12 protein-coding genes are annotated in these 12,380 nt (G+C 70.0%); 3 read left to right on the forward strand and 9 right to left on the reverse strand.

From position 1 onward, the window contains the following. Positions 1-45: 45 nt before the first annotated feature. The 8 genes from V4Y03_RS14130 to hemL all read right to left on the reverse strand — a co-directional run bounded on the left by V4Y03_RS14130 (position 46) and on the right by hemL (position 8,554). Positions 46-576 (reverse strand): SRPBCC domain-containing protein, encoded by a 531-nt coding sequence (locus tag V4Y03_RS14130; protein WP_317875777.1) that lies wholly within the window; start codon positions 574-576, stop codon positions 46-48. Between the two features lie 44 nt (positions 577-620). Then, positions 621-1,706 carry a c-type cytochrome biogenesis protein CcsB gene (ccsB, locus tag V4Y03_RS14135; RefSeq protein ID WP_317875778.1) on the reverse strand — a complete coding sequence of 362 codons (1,086 nt, stop codon included), beginning with the start codon at positions 1,704-1,706 and terminating at the stop codon, positions 621-623. Next, a complete protein-coding gene (gene resB, locus V4Y03_RS14140) occupies positions 1,703-3,499 on the reverse strand; it encodes a cytochrome c biogenesis protein ResB (protein ID WP_317875779.1) in 1,797 nt (598 codons plus the stop codon). The genes ccsB and resB overlap by 4 nt, the downstream gene beginning before the upstream one ends. Positions 3,500-3,504: 5 nt before the next feature. Next, positions 3,505-4,242 carry a cytochrome c biogenesis CcdA family protein gene (locus V4Y03_RS14145; protein ID WP_317875780.1) on the reverse strand — a complete coding sequence of 246 codons (738 nt, stop codon included), beginning with the start codon at positions 4,240-4,242 and terminating at the stop codon, positions 3,505-3,507. A 4-nt stretch (positions 4,243-4,246) separates the two neighbouring features. Next, positions 4,247-4,852: a TlpA family protein disulfide reductase gene (locus V4Y03_RS14150; RefSeq protein ID WP_332435156.1), complete on the reverse strand. Its 606-nt coding sequence runs from the start codon at positions 4,850-4,852 to the stop codon at positions 4,247-4,249. 113 nt (positions 4,853-4,965) lie between these two features. Beyond that, the gene (locus V4Y03_RS14155) at positions 4,966-6,237 is read right to left on the reverse strand and encodes a hypothetical protein (protein WP_332437175.1); all 1,272 of its coding nucleotides are present in this window, start codon (positions 6,235-6,237) and stop codon (positions 4,966-4,968) included. A gap of 257 nt (positions 6,238-6,494) precedes the next feature. Next, positions 6,495-7,211: a histidine phosphatase family protein gene (locus V4Y03_RS14160; protein ID WP_317875782.1), complete on the reverse strand. Its 717-nt coding sequence runs from the start codon at positions 7,209-7,211 to the stop codon at positions 6,495-6,497. Further along, on the reverse strand, positions 7,208-8,554 hold the full coding sequence (gene hemL / locus V4Y03_RS14165) for a glutamate-1-semialdehyde 2,1-aminomutase (protein WP_317875783.1): 1,347 nt from the start codon (positions 8,552-8,554) through the stop codon (positions 7,208-7,210). The genes V4Y03_RS14160 and hemL overlap by 4 nt, the downstream gene beginning before the upstream one ends. A 230-nt stretch (positions 8,555-8,784) precedes the next feature. Between hemL and V4Y03_RS14170 the strand changes: the two genes are divergently transcribed. Next, on the forward strand, positions 8,785-9,402 hold the full coding sequence (locus tag V4Y03_RS14170; protein ID WP_079044608.1) for a hypothetical protein: 618 nt from the start codon (positions 8,785-8,787) through the stop codon (positions 9,400-9,402). Positions 9,403-9,430: 28 nt separating this feature from the next. Here V4Y03_RS14170 and V4Y03_RS14175 read toward each other — a convergent pair whose 3' ends face one another. Further along, positions 9,431-11,389 carry an APC family permease gene (locus V4Y03_RS14175; protein WP_332435157.1) on the reverse strand — a complete coding sequence of 653 codons (1,959 nt, stop codon included), beginning with the start codon at positions 11,387-11,389 and terminating at the stop codon, positions 9,431-9,433. Between the two features lie 202 nt (positions 11,390-11,591). Between V4Y03_RS14175 and V4Y03_RS14180 the strand changes: the two genes are divergently transcribed. Next, positions 11,592-11,996: a MerR family transcriptional regulator gene (locus tag V4Y03_RS14180; protein ID WP_332437176.1), complete on the forward strand. Its 405-nt coding sequence runs from the start codon at positions 11,592-11,594 to the stop codon at positions 11,994-11,996. Positions 11,997-12,191: 195 nt separating this feature from the next. Further along, positions 12,192-12,371, forward strand: coding sequence for a hypothetical protein (locus V4Y03_RS14185; protein WP_332435158.1), 180 nt, complete (start codon positions 12,192-12,194; stop codon positions 12,369-12,371). Positions 12,372-12,380 lie beyond the last annotated feature (9 nt).

Raw genomic sequence — 12,380 nt, forward strand, 5'->3', positions numbered from 1 at the left:
GTCGCCTTACGGGCCCGCAGCACTCCCCTAAGGCCCCTGCGGCCCCTACGGCTCCCACTTCGGCCAGGTCGCCTCGTCCCGCTCGTACAGCTCCCGCAGGTGCCGCCACCGCTCGGGCGTCCACGTCCTCCAGTCCGAGGGGTGGCCGTCCAGCGCCGCCGCGAGCCGTTCGAAGTGCTCGTGCCACCCGGCGAGGCAGTCGAGCCGGTACTCGCGGGTCCCGCGGAACTCGTTGCTGAAACGCAGCACGGTCGACCCGTCGCCCCCGGACCCCGGCTCCAGATGGAACCGGATCCGGCCGTGCGTCGGATCGACCGTGTACTCGGCCACGACATCGGGGTCCCAGGCGGTCACCCGCCCCGAGACCTCCGTGTCGCTGTTCAGCCAGCGGAGGGTGACCCGGCCGCCGAGCCGGGGTTCCAGCGGGTCCGCCTCGCAGAGCCAGCCGGGCAGCCCCTCGGGGGAGGCGACGGCCGCCCAGACCAGGGGCAGCGGATGCGGTAGCTCCATGACGTACCGCAGCAGGTGCGTGTCCCCGTCGTGGGTCTCGCTCCTGCCCCGGGGTATCTCGCTCATACCTCAAGCGTGACCCCGGGGCCCGCCACCCGCTAGCGCAGGGCTCAGACGCCCGCGTACGAGTGCTTGCTGCTGACGAAGATGTTGACGCCGTAGTAGTTGAACAGGAAGCAGGCGAAGGCGATGAGCGCGATGTACGCGGCCTTCCGCCCCTTCCAGCCGGCCGTCGCGCGCGCGTGCAGGTACGCGGCGTAACCGACCCACGTGATGAAGGACCAGACCTCCTTGGCGTCCCAGCCCCAGTAGCGGCCCCACGCGTCGCCGGCCCAGATCGCGCCCGCGATGATCGTGAAGGTCCAGAGCGGGAAGACGGTGGCGTTGACCCGGTACGAGAACTTGTCGAGCGAGGCCGCGGAGGGCAGCCGCTCCATGACGGAGCGGGCGAAGGCGCCCGGGTTCCCGCCGGCCGCGAGCTTGTTCTCGTACGAGTCGCGGAAGAGGTACAGCACGGTTCCGACCGCGCCGATGTAGAAGACGGCGCCACAGAAGATCGCGGTGGAGACGTGGATCCACAGCCAGTACGAGTCGAGCGCGGGGACCAGCTGGTCGCTGGGGGTCTTCAGCCAGGTGGTGGCCATGCCCAGGTCGAGCAGGACCGTGGTGACCAGCGGCAGACCGATCCAGCGGATGTTCTTCTTGGCGACGAGGAAGCCGAGGTACGCGCCGACCGCCACCGTCGAGAAGGTCGTGGAGAACTCGTACATGTTGCCCCAGGGGGCCCGCTGCACGGAGAGCGCCCGGGTGATCACGCCCGCCGCCTCGACCGCGAAGGCGAGGACGGTGAGCGAGATGGCGATACGGCCGTACAGGTCGCCCTTGACCGTGCCGCCGGCCGCGCCGGGGCCGTCAGGGACGTCCCGGGTGCCGGCCGCGGAGCGCGTGACGACCTTCGGCCTCTCCAGGACGGCGGTGCCTCCGGCCTTCTTGACCTGGACGGTCACGGCGGCGGGGGCGGCGGCCGAGGCGCCGGCGGTCAGCGCGGCGGCGGTACGGCCGACCTTGCTGCGGCTGCCGAGCACCCATTCGGCGATATGGGCGAAGAAGGCGAGGGTGTAGACGGCCATCGAGGAGTAGATGAGCAGGTCGCTCATCCGCGCCAGGCTCTCGTTGGTCGTGGCGGCGAGGATCACTTGTCGGCCTCTCCAGAAAGGGCAGGGTCTTCCGCGGGTTCTTCGGGTTCTTCGAGTTCTTCCACGGGTTCCGGTACGGCCTCCGGATCGGCTTCGGTCACGTCGTCCCGTACGGGACCGGTCCCGTCTTCCCGTACGGGATCCGGATCGGCTTCCGGCGCCGGCGGCGCGTCGGCCGTGAGGGCGACCGCCAGGTCACCCAGTTCCTCGGGGAGCTTCGCGGACTCGCTCCGGCCGAGGCCCGCCATCTCGACGACGGTCACCCCGTCCGCACCGCGCACGGCCCGGACCCAGACCCGGCGCCGCTGGATGAAGAGCGAGCCGGTCAGTCCGGCGATCGCGGCGATCGCGCCCGTGAGCGCGAGGCCGTTGCCGGGCTGCTGCGAGATCTGGAAGCTGGCCCACTCCTTGACGTCCTTCTCGAAGGTGATCGAGCCGGCGCCGCCGGGCAGCGTCATGGTCTCGCCGGGCAGCATCCGCTGGGCGAGCTTGTTGCCGGACGCGTCCATGAACTGCTTCATCTTGGACTTGTCGAGCTGGTACACGTTCTGCGGCAGTCCGGAGTTGACCCGCAGGTCGCCGTGGAAGCCCGTGAGCGCCATGACGGGGAAGTCGAGCCCGGGGAACTGCGAGAACATCGTGCCCTTGCCGGCGCCCGCGAAGGTCGGCACGAAGAAGGCCTGGAAGCCCAGCTGCTCCTTCTTGCCGTTCTTGTCGCGGTAGCCGTCCATGACCTTGATGGCACCGGTGGACGTGATGTTGTTGTCGATGGGCAGCAGCGGTACGGCGCCGTGGAAGACGGTCTTGCCGCGGCCGTCCTTGACGGTGACCACGGGCGCGTAGCCGTGGGCGATCAGATAGACCTTGGAGTCGCCCACCTTGAGCGGCTCGTTGACCCGGATGACCGCCTTCTCGTCGGCGCCGCCCCGGGAGTAGGTGACGGCCGCCTCGAAGGTGCGGGGGGTGCCGCGCTGGGGGCCGTTCTTCTCGTACGTGCCGTTGAACGAGTCGAGCGTGAAGCTGAACGGCTCCAGCTCGTCGACGCCGAACTGCGAGCCGGACTTGAAGTCGTCGTACTGGGTGAGCGTGTTGGAGAAGCCGTCGCCCTCGACGATCAGCTTGCCGCCCTCGGACTTGAAGAGCTGGCCCCAGGCGAAGGCGACGAGCATCACGATCAGGGCGACGTGGAAGGCCAGGTTCCCGGCCTCGCGGAGGTAGCCCTTCTCGGCGGCGACCGCGTTCCCCGCCGTGTGGGCGCGGAAGCGGCGTCCCTTGAGGAGGGTGAGCGCGGCCTCGCGGACCTGCTCGGGCTCGGCCTCGGTACGCCAGGTGGTGTACGCGGGGAGCCGGTCGAGGCGCTTGGGGGCGCCCGGCGGGCGGCTGCGGAGCTGGCCGACGAACTGCCAGCTGCGCGGCACGATGCAGCCGATGAGGGAGACGAACAGCAGGATGTAGATCGCGGAGAACCACACCGAGCTGTAGACGTCGAAGAACTGGAGCTTCTCGTAGAGCGGGGTGAGAGTCTCGTGGGCGTCCTTGAAGGCCTGCACCTTCAGCTCGTCCGCGCTGGTCTGCGGGATGAGGGAGCCGGGGACGGCGCCGAGGGAGAGCATGAAGAGCAGGATCAGCGCGACCCGCATGGACGTCAGCTGCCGCCAGAACCAGCGGACCCAGCCGACGACCCCGAGGGCGGGTCCGCCGATCGCGGTGTCCTCCCGTGGGGCGGTCGACAGCTGCGCCCGGGCCGCCTCCTCCGGGGCCGCGGTGTTCTCCGTCGTATCGGTCTTGCTCATGGAACTCAGATCCCCACCGTGAAACCGCTGGACCAGCCCTGCATCGTGGCGACCATGCTGTCCCACGCGCCCGTGAGGAGAAGGACACCGGTGACGAGCATCATGCCGCCGCCGATCCGCATCACCCACACATAGTGCTTCTTGACCCATCCGAACGCCCCCAGCGCCTTGCGGAAGGCGATGGCGGCGAGCACGAACGGTACGCCGAGCCCGAGGCAGTACGCGAAGGCGAGCAGCGCTCCGCGTCCGGCGCTGGCCTGTTCCAGGGCGAGGGCGTTCACCGAGGCGAGCGTGGGGCCGATGCACGGGGTCCAGCCGATGCCGAAGAGCGCGCCGAGCAGCGGCGCGCCGACGAGGCCGGCGACGGGCTTCTTGTGGAAGCGGAACTCGCGCTGGGTGAACCAGGGCATCAGGCCGAGGAAGAACACGCCCATGAGGATCATGAGCACGCCGAGGATCGTGGTGAGCGTCTCGCGGTACTCCTGGAGGGTCGACCCGAAGTAGCCGAAGAGCGCGCCGCCGGACACGAACACGGCGGTGAAGCCGAGGACGAAGAGGACGGCACCCGCGGTCATCCGGCCGCGGCGGCTCTCGGCGAGATCCGTGCCGGTGACCCCGGTGACGTACGAGAGGTACCCGGGGACGAGCGGCAGGACGCACGGCGAGAAGAAGGAGACCAGGCCGCCGAGGACCGCGAGGGGCAGGGCGAGCAGCAGGGCTCCGCTGGTGACCGTCTCGTTCACCGGCTCACTTCTCCTTGAGGACGGGCTCGATCATCGACCGGAGCTTCGTCTCGTCGAGCGCCATGAGCGAGCGGGCGGCGATCTTCCCCTCCTTGTCGAGGACGACGGTGGAGGGGATGCCCTGGAGGCTGAGGGTGCCCTTGGGGAAGCCGTTGAGGATCAGCTTGCCCTGCGGGTCGTAGAGGCTCGGATAGGGGACTGCGTAGTCCTCTTCGAAGGCGAGGGCCGGTTGCTTGTTGAAATCACGCGTATTGATTCCGACGAACGCCACGCCCTGGTCCTTGAGGGCATTGGCGACCTTGACGAAATGCGGGGCCTCGGCGCGACACGGGGGGCACCACGAACCCCAGACGTTGAGGACGACGACCTTGCCCTTGAGGTCGGCGACGTCGAGCTGCTTGCCGTCGAGGGTCTCGCCGGCGAGCTTCCCGGTGGCCGCGCGCTCGCCCTTGGCGGCGGTGGAGATACCGCCCGTGTTGGTCACGAAGTTGGTGTTGCCACCGCCGCCGGACTTGCCGTTGCTGTCGCCGCCGCAGGCCGAGAGCGTGAGGGCGGCGGTCAGCACTCCGACGGCGAGCAGGGTGCGTCGAGGGGCACGGCTAAGGCTCATGTGAAAAGTTTCGCATGGGCGTTTGGGGGATCTTGGGCACCCCCCTACGTGCCCGGAAAGCCCCTTGTCAAGATCGCCTAAGCGATCAGGTGCGCAAGGGGCCCGGACAGCCCTTACGCGGTCGGGGTGGGCGAGGCGGCGGGCCTGAGGAAGGTGTTCCAGCCGCCCTCCGGCTTCTGTCCCACCTCCAGCGTACGCAGCTTCGCGAGGATCTTCGGGTCCTGGACGTCGAGCCAGTCCACGAACTGCTTGAAGGAGACGAGCCGTACGTCCTTCTTCCCGGCCATTCCCTTGAGCGCCTCTTCGACGGCGTCCATGTAGATGCCGCCGTTCCACTGCTCGAAGTGGTTGCCGATGAAGAAGGGCGCGCGATTCGACCCGTACGCGCGCGTGAAGCCGCCCAGCAGCGCGTCGGCGGCCTGCTTGCGCCAGCCCGGGTAGCGCGAGGGCATGCCCTTGGTCGTGTTCTTCGACTGGTTGGCGAGCATGTTGTAGTCCATGGAGAGGACCTCGAAGGAGTGCCCGGGGAAGGGCACGGCCTGGAGGGGCAGGTCCCAGATGCCCTGGCGCTTGTCGGGCCAGGTCTGCCGGCCGCCGGGCGAGCTGGCGTCGTAGCGCCAGTTCAGCCGCTTGGCGGTGGGCAGCAGGTTGTCCTGGCCGAGGAGGCAGGGGGTGCGGCCGCCGACGAGCTCCTTGGAGTAGTCGAAGGGCAGCGGTTCGACGTCGGTCCAGCCGCTGTTCGTCTTCCACTCGGTGACGAACTTCATGGCCTGGTCGATCTCGCTCTGCCACTGGGCCGGGGTCCAGTTGCCGACGGAGCCGGAGCCGCCGCAGAAGTGCCCGTTGAAGTGGGTGCCGATCTCGTGGCCTTCGAGCCAGGCCTGCCGGACGTACTTCAGGGTGTCCTTGATGTGGGCGTCGGTGAGGTAGCCGATGTCGGAGGCGCCGACGCGGTTGTTCGGCGGGCGGTAGAGGTCCTTCTTCGATTCGGGGAGGAGGTAGATCCCGGAGAGGAAGAAGGTCATCGCCGCGTCGTGGTTCTTGGCGAGTTCGAGGAAGCGCGGGAAGAGGCCGTTGCCGACCTCGCCGGCACCGTCCCAGGAGAAGATCACGAACTGGGGCGGGGCCTGGCCGGGTTCGAGCGGGACGGGGGCGTCGGGCTGGTGCGGCTGCTTTCCGGTGTCCGCGGTGGAACCGTCACCGATGAGCTTGGCGTCGTCCTTGGTCGGGGTGGGCGTTCCCGGATCGGCCGAGACGTCTCCCCCCTTGCCGGGTCCGGAACGCCCTGGCTTGTCCTGATTATTGGTGCTGCACGCGGCGACTCCCATCGCCGCCGCAGCGCCAACGCCCGCCCCGAGCAGCCCCCTTCGACTGATTCCGCTGATCCCGCGCATGACATCCCCATTCGCGCTGACGTATTACCTAAACGTCATCCAAACCGACAATGAGTGAGATGCCGGGAGGAACACGGAGGTTCCGGAAAATCGCACAAAAATTTCAGGGCGACCGGATGATATGAACATCATCATCCAATCGCCCTGAACTCTGGCCCTCGGGTACCGCCCTGTCCAGTGAGGCGGATCTCTCCGCCTACGGGGCTGTGCCGGACGGCCCGTGGGCCAGTGCCATCCGGCTCGTGGGGCTACGCCCCGAACGCCTTCGACTTCCCCTTGACCGGCTTCGCGCCCGCCAGCAGGTGCGCCGGTACGAGGTCCCGGGCCGGCTCGCTGTAGCCGACCGAGACGATCTTGTCGCCCCGGTAGGTGAACGAGGTCAGCGAGGCCAGCGTGCACTGCCGCCGCCGCGGGTCGTGCCAGAGCCGGCGCTTCTCCACGAAGCTGCGGACGATCCAGATCGGCAGCTGGTGGCTGACGCAGACCGCCTCGTGCCCCCGGGCCGCGTCCTTCGCGGCGTCGAGCGCGCCCATCATGCGGACGACCTGCTCGACGTACGGCTCGCCCCAGGACGGCCGGAACGGATTGGTCAGGTGCTTCCAGTTCCCCGGCTTGCGCAGGGCCCCGTCACCGACGCCGAAGGTCTTGCCCTCGAAGACGTTCGCCGCCTCGATCAGCCGCTCGTCGCTCGCCAGATCCAGACCGTGCGACTTGGCGACCGGCGTCGCCGTCTCCTGCGCCCGCTCCAGCGGGGAGGCCACCACATAGGTGATGTCCCGGTCGGCCAGGTGCTCGGCGACCCGGTCCGCCATCTGCCGGCCCAGCTCGGACAGGTGGTAGCCGGCGCGGCGCCCGTACAGGACCCCGTCGGGGTTGTGCACCTCGCCGTGCCGCATCAGGTGGACGACGGTGATGTCCTGGTCGCTCTTCGCGGAGCTCTCCGGAAGGCTCGTCGCGTCGCTCATGCCGTCGCCTCCGCGGCGGCGCGGGCGGCGGCCGGCAGGGCGGCGGCGATCCGCTCGATCGCCCGCTCGTCGTGCGCGGCCGAAACGAACCAGGACTCGAACGCGGACGGCGGCAGGTACACGCCGTCGGCCAGCATCGAGTGGAAGAAGGCGTTGAAGCGGAAGGCCTCCTGCTGCTTCGCCTCGTCGTAGTTCCGCACCTCGTCGGCGGTGAAGAAGACCGAGAACATGCTGGACGCGGTCTGCAGCCGGTGCGCCACGCCCTCCTTGGCGAGCGCGCCCGTGACCAGGCCCTGGATCTCCTCCGAGACCGCGTTCACCTTCGCGTACGCCGCGTCGTCGAGCAGCCGCAGCTGCGCGAGCCCGGCGGCCGTCGCGATCGGGTTACCGGAGAGGGTGCCCGCCTGGTAGACCGGCCCGGCCGGGGCCAGGTGGCCCATGACGTCGGCCCGGCCACCGAACGCGGCGGCCGGGAAGCCGCCGCCCATGACCTTGCCGAAGGTCAGCAGGTCGGCCTTGACGCCGTCGACGCCGTACCAGCCGGCCTTCGAGGTACGGAAACCGGTCATCACCTCGTCGGAGATGTACAGCGCGCCGTTCTCCCGGCACAGGTCCGCGAGCCCCTGGTTGAAACCGGCCATCGGCGGCACGACGCCCATGTTGCCGGGCGAGGCCTCTGTGATGACACAGGCGATCTCGCCCGGGTGCGCGGCGAACGCGGCCCGCACGGCCTCCAGGTCGTTGTAGGGCAGCACGATCGTGTCGCCGGCCTGAGCGCCGGTCACGCCGGGAGTGTCGGGCAGACCGAGGGTGGCGACACCGGAACCGGCCGCGGCGAGCAGCGCGTCCACGTGGCCGTGGTAACAGCCCGCGAACTTGACGACCTTGGCGCGCCCGGTGAACCCGCGGGCCAGCCGGATCGCGGACATCGTGGCCTCCGTACCGGAGGAGACCAGACGCACCTGCTCGACCGGCTCCACGCGCGCGACGATCTCCTCGGCGAGCGCGACCTCGCCCTCGCCGGGCGTACCGAAGGAGGTGCCCCGCGCCACGGCGTCCTGCACGGCGGCGGTGACCTCGGGGTGCGCGTGGCCGAGAATCATCGGTCCCCACGAGCAGACGAGGTCGACGTACTCACGACCGTCCGCATCAGTGAGGTAGGGACCGGAACCGGACACCATGAACCGGGGCGTTCCGCCCACGGCCCGGAAGGCACGCACCGGTGAGTTCACGCCGCCGGGCGTCACGAGGGAAGCGCGGTCGAAAAGCGTCTGTGAGACTGGGGCTTCGTATGAATACGGCACTGTGATCCTGACCTGCGAGAACGACTTCGGGCACGACATCGGGAACGGAGGGACGGCGTGAACATCCCCTGTATTACGCCGGGGCGTTCGCCCTCCGCGTCTGCGAAACTGGGGCGTCATAGGGATGGCTCACGGAATCCATGGTGTCAGAGGCCACGGCGTTCTTGCGGACAGGTGTTTCACCGTACGAACGCGGGGGAGGTCACTGACACGATGATCGGGTTGCGCGGCGGGGTCGTGTTGCCGAGAAAAAGCAGTCGGGTGGAGATATGCATCGCGGTGGCGGACCGGGCGAGGGGACGGACGACCTGGGTCCGGAGTCTGCCCGCCGGGGCAGGCACCGGCGCCGGCGGACCGAAGACCCGACGTCGGGCACTCCGGTCGGCCCCGGCGCGCAGGGACCCCCTGGCCCCCCGGGCGAGCCGGCCCCCGGAAGCGGGAGTGGCCGGTTGGGGGTGACGTACAAGTACTTCGGCGCGCCCGACGGCGCCACTGCGGCCCGCGTCCCGATCTCGATGCGCCCGGAGGAGCTCGGCGGGGACGAGCTGGGCATGGGCGGCATGTTCACCAAGATCAAGCCCGAGACCATAGCGGCGATGGTCCTGACGGGCATCCAGGGCATGCCCCTGCACAAGGTGCCCCCGCTGGAGCTGGTGGTGCTGCACCCGGACTACGCGGTGGTGAAGCTGCCGATGACCGTCGTCGACCCGCTGCGCGGGATCGGTGAGGAATCGGTCGGCGCCGCAGCCTTCATCTGGTCCACGGTCCCGGACCGCGGCGGCCCCCGCGACGCCTTCGACGTCTACCAGCTGCTCCACGAGTGGCAGGACTTCTCGGTCCGCCTCCACGAGGCGGGACACCAGCCGTACTGCCTGGTGTGGCCGTAGGGCCCACCCTCCCGTACGAGGTTCCCCGCTACGAGGCCTGGCGCGAGGGCGTCTCCGCGCGCTCGGCGGCCAGCTCGCGGGCTGAGGCGAGCCGGTACGGCACGTCGATGATGACGACGTTCTTCATGAACAGCAGCCGGGTCTTGAGACGCAGCGCGCTCTGGTTGTGCAGCGGCTGCTCCCACCAGTGCCCCACCACGTACTCGGGGATGATCACCGAGATCACCGATTCCGCCGTCCGCTCGGGCGCGTCCCTGACGTGTCGCATGACGGGCTGGACGATCGACCGGTACGGGGAGCTGAGCACCCGCAGCGGTACGTCGATGCCGTGCGCCTCCCAGGTCGCCCGGAGCACCTCCGCCTCCGCCGGGTCCTCGGCGACGGTGACGGCCGTGAGGGAGGCGGGGCGCAGGGTCCTGGCGTAGGAGAGCGCCCGGAGGCTGGGCGCGTTGACGGAGGCGACCAGGACGAGGACGTGGTTCTCGGCGAAGGTGTGGGGCCGCTCCCCCGGTGCGACGGCGACCTCGGCGGCGACGGCGTCGTAGTGCCGGCGCACCCCCTTCATCCCGGCGAAGAGCACCGGCATCGCGATGACGACGATCCAGGCGCCGTGGGTGAACTTGGTGAAGAGGACGATGACGAGGACGACCGCCGTCAGACAGGCGCCGAAGGCGTTGATGGTGAGGCGGCGGCGGATGTTGTGGCGGTCGGCGGCTCCGGCGGGGGTGGCGAGTTCTCGCCGCCAGTGCTTGACCATGCCGGCCTGGGAAAGGGTGAAGGAGACGAAGACGCCGAGGATGTACAGCTGGATGAGGCGGGTCAGCTGCGCGTCGAAGGCGACGATGAGGACGATCGCGGCGAGCGCGAGGAGGACGATGCCGTTGGAGTAGACGAGCCGGTCGCCGCGGTGGACGAGCTGGCGGGGCGCGTAGCGGTCGCGGCCGAGGACGGAGGCGAGCATCGGGAATCCGTTGAAGGCGGTGTTGGCCGCCAGGACCAGGACGCCCGCGGTGACGGCCTGGAGCGCGTAGAACAGGATGTGCCAGTCGCCGAAGGTGGCCCGGCCGATCTGGGCGAGCGCGGTGGACGTCGGGGTGCCAGGGGGGAGCCCGAGTGCGGTGGGGTCCTCGGCGACATGGACCTCGTAGACCATCGCGAGCACGGTGATCCCGAAGAACATGGTCACGGAGAACCCGCCCATGATCGCGAGCGTCATGGCCGCGTTCCGGCTCTTCGGCTTCTCGAACGCCGGTACGCCGTTGCTGACCGCCTCGACACCGGTGAGCGCGGTGCAGCCGGAGGAGAAGGCGCGCAGCGCGAGCAGCACGAGCGCGATCCCCGAGTAGGTGGAGACCGCGTCGACGGGCAGGTCGGCGGACTCCGCGCGGATCGTCGCACCGGTCGCCATCCGTACGCCGGCCACCGCGAACATCAGGTAGATCACCGTGATGAAAGCGTAGGTGGGGAAGGCGAACCAGCGGCCCGACTCCCGTACCCCGCGCAGGTTCATCCAGGCCAGCACGACGACGAAGAACACCGAGAGGGCGACCGCGTGGCCGTCGAGCGAGGGCACGGCCGAGGTGATCGCGGCGACCCCGGAGACGACCGAGACGGCGACGGTCATCACGTAGTCGATGAGCAGCGCGGAGGCCGCGGTGAGCGCGGCGGACTGCCCGAGGTTCTCGGCGGAGACGACGTAGGCCCCGCCGCCGCCGGGATAGGCGTAGCAGGTCTGCCGGTAGGAGGCGACGACGACCAGGAGCAGGATGACGATGCCGATGGCCGCGTACCAGGCCAGATGGAGCACGGCGAGGCCGCCGAGCGCGAGGATCAGCAGGATCTCCTCGGTGGCGTACGCGACCGAGGAGAGCGGGTCGCTGCAGAAGATCGGCAGGGCGAGCCGCTTCGGCAGCAAGGTCTCCCCGAGTCGGCCGCTGTCCAACGGACGACCTACCAGCAGGCGTTTCGCCGCACTTCCAGCTCTCATAAGTGATGAAGTTAGGACGAATGGGATGTAATGCGCGGAAGCCGCGCCCTGTGGGAGCCCCCGTACGCCCTGTGGGAGCCCCGTACGAGGAAGGACCTGACGCGTGAGCGGAGCACAAGGAGCACGGGAAGTACGGGACGTACGAGGCGTGCGCGACGCGCGGAGGGACGCGCGGGCGGCGGGCGGCGGGGGCGGCGAGCCCATGCAGATCGGCGAGGTCGCCGCACGGACCGAACTGTCCTTCCGCACCATCCGCCAGTACGAGGACAGCGGCCTGGTCGTCCCGTCCGCCGCCTCACCGGGCGGATTCCCCCTCTACACGGACGCCGACGTGTCCCGGCTGATGGTCGTCCGCCGGATGAAGCCGCTCGGCTTCACCCTCGACGAGACCCGCGAGCTCCTCACGGCCGTCGACCGGCTGGCCGCCGACCGCGCGGGCACGGACGCGGAGCTCGACCCGGACGAGCGGGCCGCGCTCGTCGCCCGCGTCCGGGGGTACGAGCAGGCGGCCGCGGAGCGGGTCGCCGAACTGCGGGCCCAGCTGACGCGCGCGGAGGAGTTCGCGGACTCGCTCCGACGCACCCGCCTGACGGCGGCCCCGGTCTGACCTTCTCGCCGCACGCGCCCGACGCGACCCGGGCCTGAGCTTCCCGCCACACGCGCCCGACGCGGCCCGGGCCTGAACGCGGGTCCGTGGCGGCTCAGGCGGTGAGGGGCCCGGCGAGAGCGCGGAAGAAGCGCGCGTACGCGGCCGGGCTGGGCGGCGTCCATCACCCTCCTCGGGCTGCTCGCCGTCTCGACGGTGGCGTGGCTCTCGCTGAGCCTGCGCGCCCGTGCCCGCGACCGCCGCGACCGGGCGCACACCCCGCCGGCGCGGGTCTGGCACCCACAGGAGACGACGATGCTGACACCCGCGGAGGAGCACGCCTTCCGCCAGGTCGTGTCCCGGCTGTCCCTGGGCGCGGCCGGCCGCCTGCGCTGAGCGGGCGGG

The sequence above is a fragment of the Streptomyces sp. P9-A4 genome (assembly GCF_036634195.1).
Lineage (GTDB): Bacteria > Actinomycetota > Actinomycetes > Streptomycetales > Streptomycetaceae > Streptomyces.